General features: G+C 70.7%; 17 protein-coding genes. 7 read left to right on the forward strand and 10 right to left on the reverse strand.

Annotated features, from left to right (window positions below; translation table 11 throughout):
* Positions 1 to 98 precede the first annotated feature (98 nt).
* The 3 genes from NQZ70_RS05450 to NQZ70_RS05460 all read left to right on the forward strand — a co-directional run bounded on the left by NQZ70_RS05450 (position 99) and on the right by NQZ70_RS05460 (position 2,771).
* Positions 99 to 338 (forward strand): hypothetical protein, encoded by a 240-nt coding sequence (locus NQZ70_RS05450; RefSeq protein ID WP_207217753.1) that lies wholly within the window; start codon positions 99 to 101, stop codon positions 336 to 338.
* A 352-nt stretch (positions 339 to 690) separates the two neighbouring features.
* The gene (locus NQZ70_RS05455; RefSeq protein WP_269467633.1) at positions 691 to 1,371 is read left to right on the forward strand and encodes a FadR/GntR family transcriptional regulator; all 681 of its coding nucleotides are present in this window, start codon (positions 691 to 693) and stop codon (positions 1,369 to 1,371) included.
* On the forward strand, positions 1,368 to 2,771 hold the full coding sequence (locus NQZ70_RS05460) for an FAD-binding oxidoreductase (protein WP_129573268.1): 1,404 nt from the start codon (positions 1,368 to 1,370) through the stop codon (positions 2,769 to 2,771). The genes NQZ70_RS05455 and NQZ70_RS05460 overlap by 4 nt, the downstream gene beginning before the upstream one ends.
* A gap of 72 nt (positions 2,772 to 2,843) precedes the next feature.
* On the opposite strand, the gene NQZ70_RS05465 is transcribed toward NQZ70_RS05460, so the two are convergent.
* On the reverse strand, positions 2,844 to 3,764 hold the full coding sequence (locus tag NQZ70_RS05465; RefSeq protein ID WP_129573269.1) for a hypothetical protein: 921 nt from the start codon (positions 3,762 to 3,764) through the stop codon (positions 2,844 to 2,846).
* A 128-nt stretch (positions 3,765 to 3,892) separates the two neighbouring features.
* On the opposite strand from NQZ70_RS05465, the gene NQZ70_RS05470 reads away from it, so the two are divergent.
* Both NQZ70_RS05470 and NQZ70_RS05475 read left to right on the forward strand, forming a co-directional pair.
* Entirely contained in the window at positions 3,893 to 4,795 is a 903-nt protein-coding gene (locus tag NQZ70_RS05470; RefSeq protein WP_129573270.1) for a LysR family transcriptional regulator, read from the forward strand.
* Between the two features lie 97 nt (positions 4,796 to 4,892).
* A complete protein-coding gene (locus tag NQZ70_RS05475; protein WP_129573271.1) occupies positions 4,893 to 5,315 on the forward strand; it encodes a DoxX family protein in 423 nt (140 codons plus the stop codon).
* A 43-nt stretch (positions 5,316 to 5,358) separates the two neighbouring features.
* Here NQZ70_RS05475 and NQZ70_RS05480 read toward each other — a convergent pair whose 3' ends face one another.
* From NQZ70_RS05480 to NQZ70_RS05490, 3 genes are all read right to left on the reverse strand, one after another.
* A complete protein-coding gene (locus NQZ70_RS05480; protein ID WP_129573272.1) occupies positions 5,359 to 5,991 on the reverse strand; it encodes a hypothetical protein in 633 nt (210 codons plus the stop codon).
* A gap of 210 nt (positions 5,992 to 6,201) precedes the next feature.
* Positions 6,202 to 7,470 carry a PAS domain S-box protein gene (locus NQZ70_RS05485; RefSeq protein ID WP_129573273.1) on the reverse strand — a complete coding sequence of 423 codons (1,269 nt, stop codon included), beginning with the start codon at positions 7,468 to 7,470 and terminating at the stop codon, positions 6,202 to 6,204.
* Between the two features lie 274 nt (positions 7,471 to 7,744).
* Positions 7,745 to 10,168, reverse strand: a complete 2,424-nt coding sequence (locus NQZ70_RS05490; RefSeq protein WP_129573274.1) for an alpha-glucuronidase family glycosyl hydrolase — start codon at positions 10,166 to 10,168, stop codon at positions 7,745 to 7,747.
* 780 nt (positions 10,169 to 10,948) lie between these two features.
* Here NQZ70_RS05490 and NQZ70_RS05495 point away from each other — a divergent pair.
* Entirely contained in the window at positions 10,949 to 12,748 is a 1,800-nt protein-coding gene (locus tag NQZ70_RS05495) for a cellulose binding domain-containing protein (RefSeq protein ID WP_129573275.1), read from the forward strand.
* A 115-nt stretch (positions 12,749 to 12,863) separates the two neighbouring features.
* Here the strand turns inward: NQZ70_RS05495 and NQZ70_RS05500 are convergent, their stop codons facing one another.
* The 3 genes from NQZ70_RS05500 to NQZ70_RS05510 form a co-directional block, all read right to left on the reverse strand.
* Positions 12,864 to 13,109, reverse strand: coding sequence for a helix-hairpin-helix domain-containing protein (locus NQZ70_RS05500; RefSeq protein WP_129573276.1), 246 nt, complete (start codon positions 13,107 to 13,109; stop codon positions 12,864 to 12,866).
* A gap of 117 nt (positions 13,110 to 13,226) precedes the next feature.
* Entirely contained in the window at positions 13,227 to 13,724 is a 498-nt protein-coding gene (locus NQZ70_RS05505; protein WP_129581164.1) for a DUF421 domain-containing protein, read from the reverse strand.
* 232 nt (positions 13,725 to 13,956) lie between these two features.
* Positions 13,957 to 15,420: a HAMP domain-containing sensor histidine kinase gene (locus tag NQZ70_RS05510; protein ID WP_207217754.1), complete on the reverse strand. Its 1,464-nt coding sequence runs from the start codon at positions 15,418 to 15,420 to the stop codon at positions 13,957 to 13,959.
* Positions 15,421 to 15,605: 185 nt separating this feature from the next.
* Between NQZ70_RS05510 and NQZ70_RS05515 the strand changes: the two genes are divergently transcribed.
* Positions 15,606 to 16,226, forward strand: coding sequence for a hypothetical protein (locus NQZ70_RS05515; protein WP_129573278.1), 621 nt, complete (start codon positions 15,606 to 15,608; stop codon positions 16,224 to 16,226).
* Between the two features lie 87 nt (positions 16,227 to 16,313).
* On the opposite strand, the gene NQZ70_RS05520 is transcribed toward NQZ70_RS05515, so the two are convergent.
* The 3 genes from NQZ70_RS05520 to NQZ70_RS05530 all read right to left on the reverse strand — a co-directional run bounded on the left by NQZ70_RS05520 (position 16,314) and on the right by NQZ70_RS05530 (position 18,205).
* Positions 16,314 to 16,745, reverse strand: coding sequence for a DUF6184 family natural product biosynthesis lipoprotein (locus NQZ70_RS05520; protein ID WP_129573279.1), 432 nt, complete (start codon positions 16,743 to 16,745; stop codon positions 16,314 to 16,316).
* A gap of 135 nt (positions 16,746 to 16,880) precedes the next feature.
* Positions 16,881 to 17,285: a DUF6184 family natural product biosynthesis lipoprotein gene (locus NQZ70_RS05525; protein WP_129573280.1), complete on the reverse strand. Its 405-nt coding sequence runs from the start codon at positions 17,283 to 17,285 to the stop codon at positions 16,881 to 16,883.
* Positions 17,286 to 17,335: 50 nt separating this feature from the next.
* Complete coding sequence (locus NQZ70_RS05530) at positions 17,336 to 18,205, reverse strand: EF-hand domain-containing protein (protein WP_129573281.1); 870 nt, start codon at positions 18,203 to 18,205, stop codon at positions 17,336 to 17,338.
* Positions 18,206 to 18,335: the final 130 nt, after the last annotated feature.

An 18,335-nucleotide genomic window follows, 5' to 3' on the forward strand; every position in this document is an offset into this window, starting at 1 on the left:
TGAGGCATTTCATGCAATCGAAGATGAACGTTCTGATGTTGTGTGTTGTTGGTGCCCTGGCGATGGGGTGCAACGTCTGTGAGGATCTGGACGCACGGATGTGCCAAGACCTCGGGGCAGAGGATTGCGCCCTCTGGCGAGAGAAAGGGCTGAACTTCGTCGCCCAGGCGAAGTCGAGGCCCCGCCGAATGATGAAGGACACGCTGTTCGGGGCCGACGCGCAGACGTGCCAGTCAGCGGGGAGCGACGCGGCGTATTCGCAGATCCTCCAGGCGACGAAGACGTCGATGGCCGCCTACCGTAAGGCGCAGGAGGCCGCAGGGGCAGCGGCGAAGTAGGCGTGCGCCGACCCGCGAACGCGCCTCCGCGGAGCTGCCCGTTCGTCGAGCGGCTCGCATCGGAAGCGCCGGACAGCAGGTGCAGGCGCGCCGGTACACCCTGGCAGGGCAGATCGGCCGGGGTGCGTCGGCAGCGGCTCTGGACGCGGTACGCCGCGCGTCCGCAGGTCGGGCAGAGAGCTTCAGGACCCGGTGAGCAGCGCCAGGAAGATGGAGGCCCCCGGGCGCCATCTTCCTGGCGCTGCTCGAGCTGGCCGGCAGGGATTCCAGATCTGCCTTGACTGCGCCGAATGCCGAAAGTACGTTGGTCTGACCAAAGGACAACATGACCAACGTGCCACGATTCCGGACCGTGTCCCGTTCGGCGATTTACGTCGACGTCGCCGACCAAATCCGCGACGCGATCCTCAATCGCTCGCTCTCGTCAGGCGAGCGCCTGCCGCCCGAGCGCGAGCTCGCTCAGCAGTTCGGGGTCAGCCGCGCGACGATCCGCGAGGCGCTCCGCCATCTCCAGGCGCAGGGGCTCCTCGCGTCGCGCGGCCGGACCTCGCCGATGCAGGCGGCGAGCCCTGACGCGGCGGTCGACCGCTTCTGTGAGGCGCTCACCCACGTGGTCCAGCTCCGGAGTGTGTCGCTCCCGGACCTCATCGAGCTTCGCGTCGCGCTGGAGACCGCCGCGATGACCCGGTCGGCGGCCGCGCCTGTCGCCGCTCACCTCGATGAGGCGCGCGCCGCGATCGAGGAGATGGAGCGGGAGGATATCTCGCCCACCGATTTCTACGACGTCGATATCGCGTTCCACGCCGCGCTGGTCGCGGCCTCTGGCAACCAGGCGCTCTCCCTCGTGATGGTCGCGGTCAAGGACAGCATCCGGCTCCACCTCGAAGAGGCGCTGCGGGCGCGCTCCTTCGCGGCGATCCGCCCGCGGGTGGTCGAGGAGCACCGGGCGCTCTTGCGCGCGATCGAGCGCGGTAACGCGAAGTCGGCCGCGACGCTCCTCAGGGCGCACCTCTCGGAGTTCTACGGCACATGAGCCCGCTCGGCGAGCTCGCCCTCATGCTGCGCGATGGCCTCGTCACGGATCGGGACGTCATCGAGGGGTATCGCCACGATAAGGCCCTCTGGGCGCCGGGCGGCTGGCCGCTCGCCGTGGCGCGGCCGTCCTCGACCGCCGACGTGCAGGCGCTGGCGCGGTGGGCGACCAAGCACCGTATCGCCCTGGTGCCGCGCGGCGCCGGGACCGGGGTGGCGGGCGGGGCGACCGCCATCGACGGCTGCGTGGTGGTGAGCTTCGAGCGCATGAACCGGATCCTCGCGATCGACGAGGCGGCCATGGTCGCCGTCGTCCAGCCGGGGGTGCTCAACGGCGAGCTCAAGGCCGCGGCGCATGAACGGGAGCTGTGGTATCCGCCCGACCCGTCGAGCTACGCCATCTCGACGATCGGCGGCAATGTCGCCACCAACGCCGGCGGACTGTGCTGCGTGAAATACGGTGTCACGTCCGACTACGTGCTCGGCCTCGAGGCGGTCCTCGCGGACGGGACGGCGCTGCGCACCGGCGGCCGGAGCCGCAAGGACGTCGCCGGCTATGATCTGACGCGCCTCCTGGTCGGCTCCGAGGGCACCCTCGCGCTGATCACCGAGATCACGCTGCGCCTGCGGCGGCGGCGCCCGCCGGCGACCACGCTCGTCGCGACGTTCGGGTCGCTGGAGGCCTCTGGGCGGGCGGTCGCGGCGATCGTCCGGTCGGTCGATGCGTCGATGCTCGAGATCATGGACCGCGCGGCCATCCGCGCCGTCGAGCGCTTCCGCCCGCTCGACCTCGACACCGAGGCCGCCGCGATGCTGATCGCGCAGAGCGACGCCCCCGGGGCCGCCGAGCTCTCCTGCATGCAGGCGGCCTGCGAGGCGGCCGGCGGGACGGTGATCGCCACCACCGAGGACGAGGGCGAGGGGCAGATGTTGCTCACCGCGCGCCGCCTCGCGCTCACGGCGCTCGAGCAGCTCGGCACGGTGCTCGTCGACGACGTTTCCGTGCCGCTGCCGCAGCTGCCGGAGATGTTCCGTCGAATCGAGGCGATCGTCGCCGCAAACCAGACCACCGTCGCGACGGTGGCGCACGCGGGCGACGGCAACCTTCACCCGCTGGTCGTGTTCGATCGAAACGACGCCGCGGCCGAGGCGCGCGCGGTCGCGGCCTTCAACGAGGTGATGACGCAGGCGCTCGATCTGGGCGGCACGATCACCGGCGAGCACGGCGTCGGCACCCTCAAACGCGGCCTCCTCACGCGCCAGCTCGGCGCGGCGTCGCTCGCGCTGCACCACCGCATCAAAGGTGCCTTCGACCCGGACGGCATCCTCAACCCCGGAAAGGTGATCGCGCCGGTCACCTGTGGCGTGGGAGGCGTGGGGTCGGTGGACACGGAGAGCTGACGCGGCGTGATGTCTGCGCGGCGCCGCCGCGATCACGGTGTTTCTGGCGGTACTTCTGACGCGCGGCGCTCACTAGCGCAGGCGCAGCTGCACCCCCAGCATCCCCGTGAGGCCGCCGCTCGGCAGCGTCGCCTTGGGCTTCGGGTGCACGCGGAGGTCGGTCTGATGGATCCGCACGAAGGCCTCGGCGCTGCCGAGGAGGGCCACGCTGCCCTCGGCGGGCCACGCGAGGTCGATCGCCGTGCGCGTCCCGAAGGTCCACCCGTGCCCTGTCTCCTCCGGCTTCTTCGGATCGCTCGGGGAGGCGATCACCCACTCGGCCGCGGCCAGGATCCTCGCGCGCACGAGCACGTCGAGCGGCGCGACGGGCGCGGCGATGCCGCCGCCGACCCCCAGCCCGAGCCACTGGACGGACAGCCCCGGGGCCGGCTCGCGCAGGGTCGTGGCATAGGACGCCGACAGCGTCCCGAAGAAGCCCGAGCGCCGGTCGAGCGCCAGGGCCATGGCCCAGCCGCCGGCGCTGGCGGGGCCGCCCTCGAGCCCGTTGCCGGCGAGCCCGCCGGCGCCGATGAACCAGCCCAGCGGGCGCGGCGGCGGCGCCTCCGCGGCCTGCTCGGCGTCGGCCGAGGCGGCGTCGACCGGGGCGCCGGCGACCGGGGCGCCGGCGCGCTCCGACGAAAGGGCCGCGACCAGGAGCCCCGCGGTGCGGTAGCGGTCCGGCAGCGGATCCTCCTCGCGGAACTCGATCTCACGCGACGACAGCGTGCCTCCGGCGGCGCCGACCGAGGCGACGTCGACCCGCAGGCGGCGGTGGTCCGGCCCCTCCAGCCACACGACGGCGAGCGCCCGGACCGGGGTGCCGGTGCGCTTCGGATCGCCGAGCGCGCACCCGCCGCCCCCGGCGGCGCGGGAGCACGCCTCGATGAGGAGCGCCGGCAGCTCGCCGTGCACGGCAGGGCCCGACGCGATGTCGACGACGATCGGGGCCGCCACAGAATTCTACCCAGGGCCGACGCTACCGAGGGGGAGGGACGAAGGCAAGCGGGAGCCGGCAAGACCCTCGCGGCCGCGGACCTCGTTCTCCCTTGCGAACAATCCGCCCCGCCGGGCACCGTGGGCGCATGCTCGACCCGCTCTTCGACGATCTGCCCGCCATGCTGTGCTTCGCCCGCGTCGTGGAGCGCCGCTCCTTCACCGCCGCGGCGGCCGAGCTCGGGGTGTCGAAGTCGATGGTGAGCACCCGGGTCGCGCGCCTGGAGGAGCGCCTCGGCGAGCGGCTGCTCGTGCGCACCACGCGCAAGCTCACCGTCACGGACGCCGGCATGAACCTCTACGCCCGCTGCGCGCGCGTGCTCGAGGAGGCCGCGGCGGCGGTGCGCGGCGCGTCCGACGCCGACCGCGGCCGCATCCGGCTCAACGCGCCGGTCACCTTCGCGCAGATGTACCTGGCGGAGCCGCTCGCGCGGTTCCTGCGGGCGAGCCCGGGGGCGCACGTCGAGCTCGCGCTGAACGACCGGCTGGTCGACCTGGTGGAGGAGCGCGTGGACCTGGCCATCCGGATCACGAAGCTCAAGGACTCGAGCCTCGTCGCGCAGAAGCTCGCCACGACCGCGCTGCACGTGGTCGGCGCGCCCGGCTACCTCGAGCGGCGCGGGCGGCCCGAGCAGCCGGGGGATCTCCTGCGCCACGACTGCCTGCGCTACGTCCACCTGCGCGTCGAGGACGAGTGGCGCTTCTACGGCGCCTCGGGGCGCATCTCCGTGCCCGTCTCGGGCCCGCTCACGGCGAGCAACGGGACGGCGCTCCGCGAGGCGGCCGTGTCCGGGATCGGCCTCGCGGTGCTGCCGCGCTTCATGGTCGACGAGGATCTCCGGGCCGGGCGCCTGGTCACGCTGCTCGACGCCTTCGCGCCGCGCCCCATGGGCATCTACGCCGTGCACGCCGCCGGCCGGCGCCCGCCCGCGCGGGTGCGCCGGCTCATCGATCACCTGGCCGCGGCGTTCCGCGGGGTCTCGTGGGCGTAGCGGCGGATCGTTCTCCCCGGAGAACAATTCGTTCCGGGGCGCGCTCTACCGCCGCGCCGCGCCGGGGCTTACTCCTCGGGGCATGGAGGCATCCACCATGAACCGACTCGATACGATCCTCTCCGCCCCCCGCTCGGCCGACGTGGCCGCGCTCCTGCTGCGCCTCGGGCTCGGCGCCGTGTTCCTGGCGCACGCGCTCGCCAAGCCGCTCGTGTTCACGCTGCCGGGCACCGTGGCGTTCTTCGCGGCGAGCGGCTTCCCGGGCTGGACGGCGTACCCGGTGTTCCTCGCCGAGCTGCTCGGCGGCGCCGCGCTCCTGGCCGGGCTCCGGACGCGCCTCGTCGCGCTGGCGCTCCTGCCGGTGATGGCCGGCGCGCTGCTCGTGCACCTCCCGAACGGCTGGATGTTCTCCGGCCAGGGGGGCGGCTGGGAGTACGTCGCCTTTCTGATGATCGGGCTCGGCGCGCAGGCGCTGCTCGGCGACGGCGCGTTCGCCGTCAGCCGGCTGCAGCGCGGCTGACCCCGCCCGCGGCGGAGCGCCGCCGCCGGCGGCGCTCTCGCGATCACTGCGCGGCGGGCGGAGGAAGCTTGATGTCCGCGACGTTGCAGGACGTGCAGAAGGGGCCCTCGCCGTTGGGCTGCAATTCACCGTAGAGGATGCTGCGCTCGAAGCTCACGAGCTCGCGTTGCGTGTCGGCGTCGATGACGCTGATCGAATAGACGTCCCCGTCCTCGAGCTCCTTGCCGAAGTCCGGCGAGAAACCGATCGAGAGCTCCCACTGCGCGTTGGTCGGGTCGTCATCGAAGAGCGAGAAGCCGAACCGCCCGCCGTCGATGGCGGCGGTCGCGGCGTTTGTCGGGCCCGGCGAGCTCCGCGAATCGCCCGGATCCGAGCCGAGCGTCGCTTCCCCGCAGCTCCCGTTCCTGCAGGCCCGGACCTCGATGTGCGCCGACGCGTCCGAGGCGAGCCCGATAGGCCCCGAGATGTGGGCGCCGTCCGAGCAAGCGACGTCGTTGCCGTTGCACAACGGACATCCGGCGACGAGCGCAGCGAGCGCGAGCAGGGCCATCCCGGCGGCGGCCGCGCGCAGCGCCGCCCGGCCGCGACTCCCGCCTGCCGCGCGGGCGCCCCCACGCCGCGAGGAGGACGGCTCGATGCTCCGGATGGCTGCGGCCGAGGTGCCGGTTCCCTTCATGATACCCTCGTTGAGGCTGGCGAACGCGCCGTGGGCTGGCCGGACCTCCGGTGCGGGGCCGCGCCATCCAGGCTAGGTGATAAGCAGGTGTGTCGAGGATCTCACTCACGCACGGGGCCAGCAAGCGAGATCCACGCCCGCGGGGCGCCCCAGCACGGTTCCGGCGGCCGCGCAGCGCGCTTGCGCAGAGCTCCGGGCGGGCGCGCCGCGTCAGCCCGCGCCGCCGCCCTGGCAACGGGAGAGCGCGTAGCGCAGGGCGTTCTGGAGCAGGCCGAAGGTCATGAACGCCCCCTCGGCGCCGCCGATCTCGGTCATGGTCCGGGCGATCGCGGGTGAGATCCCCGAGACGAGGCACTTGCTGCCGAGCAGGCTCGCCGCGCGCACCACGGCGAGCAGGTGGGACACGGTCGCGGCGTCCACGGCGCTCACGCCGGTCAGGTCGAGGACGGCATAACGCGCCTGCGTGCGCACGATCTCGGGGAGGAGGCGCTCCATGATCTGCGCCGCCCGCGCGGTATCCACGCTCCCGATGACCGGCAGCACGAGGACCCCCTCCCACGCCTGGATGATGGGCGTGGACATGGCGAGCATCGTCTCCTGCTGCTGCCGCAAGAGCGCCTCGGCGCGCTCGCGCTCGGCGTTCTCCTCCGCGAGCAACAGGTTCTTCGCCCCGAGCTCCTCGGCGTAGGCCTCCCGGCGCTGGAGCGCCTCCCTGAGCTCGCCCTCCAGCCGCTTGAACGGCGTGATGTCCCTGGCCGTGACCGCGACGTCGTCGTCGCTCAGCGGGATGATCTGGTAATGCATCCAGAAGCTCCCGCCGTCGGGCGTGGGGAACTCAATCGCCTCGAGCACCCGCTCGCGGGTCCGGAGGGCGCGCTCCATCAGCGCCACGACCCCCACCTGGCGGGTCTCCGGCGTGATCTCGTCGACGGACCGGCCGATGACGGCCTCGCGCGGCCTCGCGAACATCTCGAGCAGCTTGGCGTTGGCCTCGGTGAACTCGAAGTCCCCGTCCGCCCCGCGCTCGCCCGGCGCGCGCCGGAGCACGCAGAAGACGTCCAGGCTGCCGTCGGTCGCCGCCCGGAACCGGGCCTCGGCGGCGATCAACGCCTCCTCCGCGCGCCTCCGGTCCGTGATGTCGCGCGCGACGAAATAGACGACCTGCGCCTCCTGGTTGGCCGATGAGTTCCACTCGATCCATCGGTACGAGCCGTCGCGGCACCGGTAACGGTTCGTGAACGTGATGCTGCCGGTGCCGGCGAACGCCTGCGCCGACTCCGCGAGGGTGCGCTCTCGATCGTCCGGATGGACGAAGTCGAGGAAGGGCCTGGAGAGGAGCTCTTCGCGCGAGTGGCCGAGCGTGCGCTCCCAGGCCTGGCCGATGCGCTTGAAGTGCCCGTCGAAGCCGGCGATGCCCACCAGATCGACGGACAGCTCGAAGAACCGGCCGAGCTCGTCCAGCTGCCATGATTGCGTCATGTGCCGTCTAGCCGTATCAGCTTCGGCGCTGAGCGTCGACTCGATCGACAGCGCGCTCGACAGGGGGCCGGGCCACAGGGCCCCAGCGCGCGTGACCCCGCGGCGTCGCCGGGTCGACGGGCAGGACACCGGGGTACCTGGTCGTCCCCGGTGAGCCGATGCGCGTGATGAGGGGCGTGAGCGGGCTCGACAGCGCGCCGCGCGGCCCGGAGCTACCGATGATCCGGTGTCGATCCGCAGGCCGCTCGGGCGACGCCGAGCCGACCGGACGAGCTCATGGGAGGATGGCGGGCGACGGCTCCCCCGTGTAGACCTGCGAGCAGCGGGGCTTCTTTGCGTCGGTGGGGCAGCGGAGCCCCTGGTAGAAGCTCAGCGAGTTCGCCGGCGGGGCATAGCCGCTCGGGACCTCAAGCCTCCCGACCTGGGCGAAGTAGGAGAGGCACGCGTCGCGCCACCAGCGCGCCTCGTAGTGCTGGATCTGCAGGAACTCGGCCACCTCCTTGAAGCGCTTTGCGTCGATGCGGCCCTCGACGGACTGCCATGCATCTCGCAGGAGCTTCACCCCGTCCACGCCGAGGCTGTAGCGATGGACGAGCTCCTCCCAGACCGTGCGCCCGGAGCTCAGCTTGTCCTGCCAGCCGACTTTGTGGAAGAAGAGCAGAAAATCGTCAGGCACCGTCTCCCGGCTCCCGAACTGCTGCCCCACGGGCGCGAAGTACTGGGCGACCGCGTTGCTGCCCGAGGGAGATCGGTTGAAGCCGATGCCGCTCGCGTCCGCCTTGTGGTAGTAGACCGGGTTCCACTCGGCGCGGCCCAGGTTGTTCACCCACGGGGCTGGCCCGTAGTGGTGGTCGCTGCCCATGATGTGGACCAGGCCGAGCGGCGTCATGTAGTCGACGAGCGTCTGGTGGGAGCTCATCATCATCTGAACGACCGGCTCGACGACGACGGGGTCGTTCGAGAGCGTCTGGCGGACCCACTCTTCGGCGATGGCCTCGGCGGAGAGGTCTGGATTCCACGCCATCCGCCCGAACACGTACCAGTTCGCCTGGTTCATGTGGGATCCGGTCCAGTTCGCGTCGTCGCCGACGTTGGAGACGCCCGCGATCGCGGTGGTCGCATAGTCGTGGAGGGAGCCGTCGATGACCCGCGCCACGGTCGAGCCGTCGCCGTTCGCGTGGGTGTCCGCCCTGAGGACCTCCTCGTAGAGCGGGCCGAGATAGGCGAGGTGCGTGTCTTCGCCGAGGTACTCCTTCGTGATCTGGAGCTCGAGGACCAGCGGCGTCTTCGGCATGGCCCCGAACAGCGGATGGAACGGCTCCCGAGGCTGGAAGTCGAGGGGGCCGTTCTTCGCTTGCACGAGGACGTTCTCCTTGAACTTGCCGTCCAGGGGCTTGAACTCTTCGTACGCCTGCTTGATGCGGTCCGGGGGGCTCGTGTCCGAGTAGACGAAGGCGCGCCACATCACGATGCCCTTGTGGGGCGCGAGGGCGTCGGCGAGCATGTTGGCGCCGTCGGCGTGCGTGCGGTTGTAGTCCTGCGGCCCCGGCTGACCCTCGGAGTTCGCCTTCACGAGGAAGCCGCCGAAGTCGGGGATCTGCCGGTAGATCTCGTCGACCTTGTTCGCCCACCATTGCTTGACGTTGGCGTTGGTCGGGTCGGCCGTGCTCAGGTTGCCGATCTCGACCGGAGCGCTGAAGCGGGCCGTGAGGTAGACCTTGATGCCATAAGGGCGGAAGACGTCGGCGAGCGCCTTCACCTTCGTGAGGTACGACGGCGTGAGGACCTGCGCGTTGGCGTTCACGTTGGTGAGCACGGTCCCGTTGATGCCGAGGGAGGCGTTGGCCCTCGCGTAGTCCTTGTAACGGGGGGAGAGCGTGCCCGGCAGCGCGCTCCAGTCCCAGATGGAGCGGCCCGCGTAGCCGCGCTCGACGCTGCGATCGAGGTTGTCCCAGTGGTTCAGGATGCGATGCTCGATCTTGGGAGAGCCCTTGAGCGACAGCCCGGCGAGGGCGCTGTGGCTCTGGAGGTGCCGGAGGAGGGCGAAGGCGCCATAGAGCACGCCGACCTCCGTGTTGCCCGCCACGGCGATCACCGATTGGCCTCCCACGTCCGCGGTCTCGACGAGGTAGCCCTCGGGGCCCAGGTCGCCGAGGCGCGCCGCGAGCGGGAGGCCCTTGATGACGTCGGCGGTCGCCGTCCCGATCACCACGGCGCCCGGGCCGTCGACGGCCGCGCCGGTCTCGACGGTCCCGCCGGTCAGGCCGCTCAGGCCCTTGACGAGCTCGGCCTCGGCGATGTCGAGGCTCGCGCCGCTCCCCGATTTGACGACGCGCTTGAGGGCAGCCTGGTACTCCGCGAGGCGCCTCGGAATCGGGACCTTCGGGTACCGGAGCCAGAGGTCTGCTCCGGTCTCGTCCGGCAGGGAGTCCGGCAGGGGGTACTCCTCGTCGGAGCCCAGCATTCCGCCCTCGCCTCCGGCGCCGTCGCCCCCGGCGCCGGTCGTAGCGCCGCCGCCCGAGCCGCCGCTCGTGCCGGTCGCCCCGGGCCCGGTGGCCTCGGTGGAGCCTCCCGCCGAGCTGGACCCGCCGCTGCCGGTGGTCCCGTTCGGCCCGTCGGCGCCGCTCGAGGAACAGGCGCTTGCGAGCGCGACGCCCAGGAGCCCGACGAGGAGGAGCGGGGCTCTCCGGATCGCCATCGAAGGGGGCCGCTTGGCAGGCGTTGGGCCTGAGCGACTTGAAATCTCATTTTCTGAAGGGGGCGTCATCTGCATCAGCCTTTCGCGTGGAAGGTGGGCCAGGGAGAAGCAAGACCAAAGCGGTTTGCCGGCGTCAAGGGTGAATCGCGACGCTCATCTCGGGCTGACACGGGCTGACACGGGAGGAGATGCTGCTGGCTCGGGCGCCTCCCAGGGCCGATTATCGAGATGTCATCGCTTTCCCAGGAGAGTGAACGAGCCCCATAGGGTTCTATGCCCGGGAGAGCGCGCGCAACGTGGCTGTACGTTGCACCGACAAACCGCCGGCGGAAACAAAAGAGCCTTGACTTGTGGGCCGATTTTGTATTCAATGGTCCAATCCCCCTTGGCGGCCCGGACCACGATCGACCGGGCGCTGCCGTCGATCACCGGACGCTCAAGGGTCGACTCCGCGTGAGGCTGCTTCCAGGATGACTTGCTCCCTGGGGCCGTGCGTCCGAGCGCTCTTGCTTCGCCGGATGCCCAGCTCCATCACGCGACGTGTCCACATGTGAGTATTCCCCGACGAACGTCTTGTGATGCCAGGCACGTGGTCGGCACAGGCACCGCGGGTGCAACGTGATCAAAAGCACGCTGGCCGGGAATTCGAACTTACAACCCATGGAGCGGGGAGCTCGCAGGCGTCTCGATGGTTCACAGATCCATCTTGAGCAGAAGCCTGCGGCTCAGCCGGTCCGAGCACGGAGAACCTTAATGCGAATCGCTCGCTTGCTTGGCTACATGTCCGCTTCGTTGGCTTGCAGTGTGCTGGGGTGCGCCGTCGAGCCTCTCGAGGGCGAGGATCTCGGTGAGCTCGACTCGGCCGTGGACAGCTCGGACCGTTCGATGGCGGCGACTCTCGCCGTCACGTCGGACTGGGGGAGCGGCTACTGCGCGAACGTGACGGTGAAGAACAACACCCGCGACCCGGCGACCACCGGCTGGAGCGTGGTGGTCGGGCTCAACGGCTCGACGACGAACAACGTGTGGAACGCGACCCCCACCGGATCGGGCGGGCAGTTCACCGCCACGAACGCGAGCCACAACGGAGCGGTGGCCTTGGGTCGCTCGACGGATTTCGGGTTCTGCGCGAACGGCAGCGGGCGGCCTACGATCGTCTCGGTCACCGGCAGCGGCGGCACGACCGGCGGCACGAGCGCGTCCTCCTCGTCCAGCAGCTCGAGCTCGTCGTCGAGCTCGTCGTCGAGCTCGTCGTCGACCACCGGCGTGGGTGGCGGCGGCGGCGCGGGCGGCGGCGGCGGTGCCGGCGGGAGCGGCGGGGCGGGCGGCAGCGGCGGCGCGGGCGGCTCCGGTGGCTCCGGCGGGTCGGGCGGCTCCGGCGGCAGCGGCGGGTCCGGCGGCGGCGGTGGCGGTGGTGGGTCGGGCGCTGTCGAAGACAGCGGCGCGAGCTGCCCCAGGCCGTCGTTGCCTACCGCGTCGGCGCTGCCGGCGTTCGAGACCCATCAGGATCCGTTCCTGAACGTGAGCGGCTCGCGCATCACGAAGAAGTCGGAGTGGGCGTGCCGGCGCGCGGAGATCAAGGCGCAGGTCGAAGAGTATGAGTCCGGACCGAAGCCCGCGATCTCCAAGGACAAAGTCACGGGATCGTTCTCGGGGAACAGGCTGACGGTCGGCGTCAACGAGGCAGGAAAGAGCATCTCCTTCTCCATCGACATCAGCCGGCCTTCCGGGGCGCCTGCGGGGCCCATCCCGCTCGTCATCGGCGTCGGCGGCAACAACCTGGACACGAGCGTGTTCACCCGGAACGGCGTCGCGACGGCCAACTTCGACAACAACGGGATGGGCGCCCAGTCCGGGGGCGGCTCGCGCGGGACGGGGAAGTTCTACGATCTTTACGGCAGGAGCCACGCGGCCAGCTCGATGATCGCGTGGGCCTGGGGCATCAGCCGGGTCATCGATGCGCTGGAGAAGACCCCGGGCGCCAACATCGACACGAAGCGCATCGCCGTGACCGGCTGCTCGCGCAACGGCAAGGGAGCGCTCATGGCGGGCGCGTTCGACGAGCGCATCGTGCTGACGATCCCGCAGGAGTCGGGCGCCGGAGGCTCGGCGAGCTGGCGCGTCTCGCAGGCCGGGGCCAACGCCGGGGAGAACGTGCAGACCCTGTCCAACGCGGCCAACGAGCAGCCGTGGTTCCGCTCGAACTTCGGCTCGAGCTTCGGCAGCCGGGTGAACAACCTCCCGTTCGATCATCACATGGTCATGGGCCTCGTCGCTCCGCGCGCGCTGCTCGTCATCGACAACCAGGTCGACTGGCTCGGTATCGACAGCACCTTCACGGCCGGGTCGATCGCCCACGCGATCTGGGAGGGGCTCGGCGTGCCCGACAAGATGGGCTACTGGCAGACCAGCTATCATACCCACTGCGCGTTCCCCTCGTCGCAGCGGGCGGTCCTCGAGGCGTACGTGAAGAAGTTCCTCGTCGGAGGCGGCACCGACAGCACCAACGTGCTGCGGGCCGACGGGGCGAGGGCCGACCTGGCCCGCTGGATGCGGTGGACGGCGCCGCGCCTCGAGTAACCGATCCCGGCCGCGCGGCGCCTGGCCGCCACCCACCACCTCTTGCAACCGCACCGGGCGCCCGAGCGCGAGCGCCGCGGCCGCCGTCTCGACGCGGTGGCGCCGGTGGCCTAGTCTAGGCGACCTTGCGCCCGCTCGACACCGTCAGCGCGTTGCGCAGATCGTCCGTCAGCGTCTGCCCGAATCCCTCGACGTTCACGAGGTCGTCGACGCTCTTGAACTCACCGCGCTGCTGTCGATACTCGACGATCTTTCGCGCGCGCTGCGCTCCGATGTCGCTGACCTCGGCCAGCTCGTCCTCGGACGCGGTATTCAGATCAACCTGGTGGGTGGCGTGCTCACGAGCTCCCTTCTCCGGCATGGATCTACCTCCTGCTGCATGTCCGCGCGACCTCTTGGGTCGACGCAGCGGCGCCGCAAGGGGTCGGCAAGTCGACGCGCTCCAGAGGCGAGCCAGCGCGACGGGCGAGCGCCCTGCTCATGGGGTGGCTGACGCCTCCTCGCTCGATGGCGAGCGCTTTATCACCGAGAAGCTGCCGTCCGTCTCCAGGATGATCGCCTCCACCTCCGCCAGCGACATGAGCCCGTGCTCGCGCGCAGCCGCGAGGATCTCGGCCTCGACGACGCGCTCCTGCTTGAGCGCGCCCGGGAGCATCTCTCCGCGGTGTACGAGGAGCATCGGCTCGGCCTTGATCATCCGGCTCACCGTCTTCGAGCGGACCGAGAGCCAGGTGATCAGGAACTGGAGCGAGATGAGCAGCGCGAACGCGAGCACGCCCTCGAGGAGCGCCACGCTCTTCGAGAGCATCACGGTCGCGAGCGTCGAGCCGAGCGCGATGGTGACGACCAGGTCGAAGGCGTTCATCTTCGAGAGCACGCGTTTCCCGGAGACCCGGAGCAGCACGACCAGCGCCACGTAGGCGAGGCCGCCGACCAGCACGATCCGACCCAGGCTGTTCCAGTTGCTGAAGAACACGCGACATGCTCCATGATCCATGGGGCGGCAGCCTGCAGCGCAGCTCCACCGCGACGTTTATCGGAGGCAGAGAACCCGGCGCGGCCGGACCCATCCTGAGCGGGCCGGGCATGGCCGCGTCACGTCAACCATGTCCATAGACCTGACGGTCGGACTGTGAAAGTCCAGGGATGGCCGAAAGGGCCGAACGGGTGGTGGTGATTGTCCCCTCGGATCTCTCGCAGGCGCTCGCTCAGCTCCGCAGCGTCGACGCCGCCCGGGCGCTCCGTGACGTCGCGCTCGTTGCGCCCTCCGCGAGGGGCAGCGCGAGGCGAAAGACCGATCCCTGGCCCGGTGTGCTCTTCACGTCGAGCGATCCGCCGTGCGCCTCGGCGATCCGCCGCGCGAGCCATAACCCGAGCCCGACGCCGGGCACCAGGTCGCGGGACGCGCCGGCACGGCGGAACGGCTCGAAGATCCGCTCGACCTCCTCCGGCTCGATGCCGATGCCCTGGTCGGCGATCGCGACGGAGGCACGGCCGCCGTCCTCTCCCACGGAGACGGTGATCTCTCCTCCCTGAGGAGAATACTTGACGGCATTGCTGATGAGGTTGTTGAGCACCTGCGCGATGCGCGTCGGATCACAGCGGGCAACCACAGGTCCCGGGGCGATCGAGACGGTGATCTCATGAGACGACGACAGAGGGCGCAAGAGCTCCGCCGCCTCGCGCGCGAGCTCGCGCACATCGCAGGCTTCCAGCTTGAGCTCGAGCCGGCCGGCGTGGATCCGGGTGGCGTCCAGGAGATCGCCGACGAGCCGATCCATGCGAACGACCTGCCGTGCGATGAGATCGTTTTCCCGCCGGGCCTGCTCCGCGGTCGGCGCCGGGCCGCTCGGGTCGAACCTGCCGACCTTGAACCGGAGCGCCGTCAGGGGGTTGCGGAGGTCGTGGGCAACGCCGGCGATGAAGGTGAGCTGATTCTCCTCCTGGTGTGCCAGCCTCTTCGCCATGGCGTTGAAGACGCGCGCGATCGAGCGCAGCTCCGAGGGCCCCGCGGCCGGGGCGCGCGCGGCCTTGTCGCCGCGCGCGAAGCGCTCGATGGCCCGCTCGAGCGCCGCGAGCGGGGAATGGACGCGGCGCTCGAGGGCGACGAGCGACGACACGCTCGCGATCGCGGCAAGCAGGGCAACGGCGACGCTCAGCGCGTCCGCCGTCGAGTCCCAGGCGGCTGCCCGGCGCATCGCGTCCTCGGCCTGCCGCCGGTTCTTGTCGACGAAGTCCTGGAGGCTCGTCATCGCGGCCTCCAGCCGCGGCGAGGAGGCCCGGATGGCTTCGCCCGGCGTCACGCGGCGCTCGAGGAGGGTGCTCCGGGAGGCGAAGTAGCCGTGCATGCGCTGCTCCACCTCGCGCAGCAGGGACTCTTCCTCCGGGCTGCCGACGTATTTTCGGACCTCGACGAGGCGCCGGTTCGCGCCGGTGACGATCGCCTCCAGCGCTGGGCCGTTGTCCTCGGCGGGTGCGAGCCCGCGCTCGGCGGACGCCAGCGCGAGGTTGCTGAGGCGGTTGTACTGCGTCATCTGCTGCTGCAGCTCCATCGCCAGCCGGACGCCCTCGACGCTGTCGTCGATGAGGCGCGACGTCCGGTGCAGGAACCTGGTGAGCAGTCCCATGGCTGCCGCCGAGAGCAGCAGGAGCACGGCCATCACCGCGATCACTCCCCGAACGATGGACCGCAGGCTCGTCCCGCCCTGCTCCCGGGATGATCTCGGCTGTCGCGCGAGCGCTGAACGCCCATGATCCGCCGGCATGTGCGGCAGTATGCCATCCTGCGGCGCAGCCAGCGATGTCGCCCTGCGATCGGCGCCGGGCCGATGGAGCGGCGCATACAGGGCGCGTTCACGTGGGATTTCGACGCATCGCCGGGACGCGCTGCGCAAGCCTGAGCCTCGGCGCCTGCTCGTACACCTCGCCGGTGGTGGCTCCACCCGCGGACATCCGGCCGCCACCCGCGGCCCAGCTCGAGCCGGAGTCGCCGGATGAAGAGGCCGATGAGGCGCTCCGCGCGTTCCGCGACGCGATCGCCGCGTACTCGGAGGCCGTGCGGTGGGCGGAGGCGGCGCAGCGGCCGCGGCTGGAGAGCCTCGTGCGGCTCGCGATCGTGCGGCTGGGCAAGGCGCTCGACAGGGTACCTTTCGCGCACACGACGGCCGGCGTCTCCCAGGTCGCCGGCGGACTCCAGAACGATGCGGTCTGGTTCGATGTCGCCGCCCGGTACGCGAGCTTCCGCGCGGCGACGGAGCACGCGCTCCGCGACGTGGCGTCCGCCACGCAGGCGCGCGCGGCCGGTCCGCACCGCGGATCGTGCCGCGTGTCCGCCGCCGTGCGGGAGTTTCGGGCGGATACGGCGCTCCTTCACCCCGCGGACCGCGTACCCGCGTCCGACCAGCAGATCTTGACCGCGCTGCGCGCAGCCGAGCGGGCGCTCATCTCGCTCTATACTGCCCTTGCCCGTGGGGAATGAGCCTCTCTCGGGCGCAGCCGAGCGGCGGCGCGTCCGTTGTTCCCTCTTCGCAAACATGACCGGAGCGGCGCCCGGTTCGACCAGCGCCTAGCGCGTGTCGCGGCAGAGATCGCTGGAGCGACAGGCGACGACCCGCCCGAGGGTGTCGAACGGGTTGCCGCACTCCTCATTGCGGATCCCCTCCAGACACTCGTTCAGCGCCTTGGCGTCGATGCCGCCCGGGCACTCGGTGAAGTTGAGATCGTCGCGCCAATCGGATCGGATCTTGTTCGAGCACGCATCCTTGCTCGAATACTCCCGGCCTTGTCCGATGTTGTTGCACCGCGCCTCGCGGTCGCACCGCGCCGCCACGATGCTATCGACGGCGCTGCCGACCGGCACCGGCGCCTCGCGTTGCCCGTCACCCGGGGTTTGCGCCTCCCCGCCCGACCCCTTTTCGCCGCCGCACGCCGCCGCGAACAGGCTCATTCCCGACACCGAGATCAGGCCCACGACCAGTTTCCCAGCAATCTTTTGCATGGCTTTCCCTCCCTCACGACACGTCACATCAGAGAGCGGGCGCGGCAGCCGAGCGGCTCAGCGCCCCTCGACCGCAAGCCCGATATTGCGCTCCATCGATCCGGGTTGAGCCCCGGAGCGACGGAGTGAGCACGACTACCGAGTGGCTCGGCAGAGATCGCTGGAGCGGCACGCGGCGATCCGGCCGAGCGTATCGAACGGATTGTTGCAGTCGTCGTTGCGGATCTCTTGCAGGCATTCGTTCAGCTCCTTGGAGTCGATACCGCCCGGGCACTCGGCGAAATTGAGCTCGTCGCGCCACTCGGCTCGGATCCTGGTGGCGCAGGCGTCCTTGCTCGCGTACTCCCGGCCTTGGCCGACGTTGTTGCACCGCGCCTCGCGGTCGCACCGCGCCGCCACGATGCTGTCGACCGCGCTGGCGACCGCCACCCGCGGTTCGACCTGGGGGCCGTCCGAGGGGCGCGTCGTCCCGAGCGTCCTCTCTTCCCGATCACATGCGGCCACGAGCAGAGGCCCCGCCGCCGCGAGGACCAAGGCCACCCTAGATCTTCCGTGTTCCCTTTGCATCATCTCCTCCCCAACCCGTCTGTTCATTTCGGTGCGGGCGGCTGGATACCGAGCCGCTTCACGAGTTGCCCCATCGCTCTGGCCCCTTCTTCTTCGGTGAGCTGTCCATCGTTGTTGGTATCGGCCATGGCGAAGGCCACCTTGGCCGGCTCCTGGAGGGCTGCCTGGAACTCCTGCAGGGTCAGACGCCCGTTCCGGTCGCCGTCGGCTGCCTCGAACGCCGACCGGCCCAGCGCCCGCGCGCCGTCCCAGACCACGGCGCTGGCCTCGGCGCGGGAGAGGATCCCGTCGCGGTTCTGATCGGCCGCGCGGTACAGGTCCTCCACCGCGGCGCGGGCCGCGTCGCGCGCCTCGGCGATGGGGAGCGGCTTGCCGTAGTCGACGTCGAACAGCCGAGCGAGCGTCGCGAAGGGGCTCTTGCCGGTCGTCCTGCGCGCCTCCTGGAAGAGCGCGGCGGCCGCGGGGTTCTGGTTCATGAACTCCGCTCGCACCTTCCTTCCCTCCTCGGGCGTCACCACCCCGTCGCCGTTCTCGTCGGCGCGAAAGAAGAAGCCGCCGACCACGACGTTCGTCAGACCGAGCGCTTCGTCCTTCGAGAGCGCCCCGTCCTGGTTCGCGTCCGCCAGCGCGATAAGGCGGGTCATGGCGGCCTCGACCTCGGCCTCGGGGCGGCAGGACAGCACGCCGCCAACCTCGACTTCGCCTGGAGGAGCTTGCCGCGCCGCGCTCTCCGGCGGCGTCTGCGCTCCCCGCTGCGGCTGCTGCGCCGGTGCTTCCCCCTGCCGGTTCTCCCGGAGGGCCTCTCCGCGCGGCTCGTCGGTTCGACAGCCGGCGACAGCCACGAGCAGAACCGTCCCCGACCAGAACATCCGCATGCAGGTTTCTCGCAACATGCCCCGACATCCTTGCGACTAGCGTGCCTCCGCTTGTGCCGAGATCGGCTGTCCTGTGCGACGGCAATGTCCTGGCGATGGGCCGGGCAGGGATAGATCGCCACGGGGCGCCGGGCTGGATGTGCCGCCA

Source organism: Sorangium sp. So ce836 (assembly GCF_028553905.1).
In the GTDB taxonomy this organism is placed as follows: Bacteria; Myxococcota_A; Polyangia; order Polyangiales; family Polyangiaceae; genus Sorangium; species Sorangium cellulosum_D.

Coding starts and splice junctions, on each gene's coding strand:
- NQZ70_RS05450 (WP_207217753.1), top strand. CDS start 99: ATGTGCCAAGACCTCGGGGCAGAGGATTGCGCCCTCTGGCGAGAGAAA.
- NQZ70_RS05460 (WP_129573268.1), top strand. CDS start 1,368: ATGAGCCCGCTCGGCGAGCTCGCCCTCATGCTGCGCGATGGCCTCGTC.
- NQZ70_RS05470 (WP_129573270.1), top strand. CDS start 3,893: ATGCTCGACCCGCTCTTCGACGATCTGCCCGCCATGCTGTGCTTCGCC.
- NQZ70_RS05475 (WP_129573271.1), top strand. CDS start 4,893: ATGAACCGACTCGATACGATCCTCTCCGCCCCCCGCTCGGCCGACGTG.
- NQZ70_RS05480 (WP_129573272.1), bottom strand. CDS start 5,991: ATGAAGGGAACCGGCACCTCGGCCGCAGCCATCCGGAGCATCGAGCCG.
- NQZ70_RS05485 (WP_129573273.1), bottom strand. CDS start 7,470: ATGACGCAATCATGGCAGCTGGACGAGCTCGGCCGGTTCTTCGAGCTG.
- NQZ70_RS05490 (WP_129573274.1), bottom strand. CDS start 10,168: ATGGCGATCCGGAGAGCCCCGCTCCTCCTCGTCGGGCTCCTGGGCGTC.
- NQZ70_RS05495 (WP_129573275.1), top strand. CDS start 10,949: ATGTCCGCTTCGTTGGCTTGCAGTGTGCTGGGGTGCGCCGTCGAGCCT.
- NQZ70_RS05500 (WP_129573276.1), bottom strand. CDS start 13,109: ATGCCGGAGAAGGGAGCTCGTGAGCACGCCACCCACCAGGTTGATCTG.
- NQZ70_RS05520 (WP_129573279.1), bottom strand. CDS start 16,745: ATGCAAAAGATTGCTGGGAAACTGGTCGTGGGCCTGATCTCGGTGTCG.
- NQZ70_RS05530 (WP_129573281.1), bottom strand. CDS start 18,205: ATGTTGCGAGAAACCTGCATGCGGATGTTCTGGTCGGGGACGGTTCTG.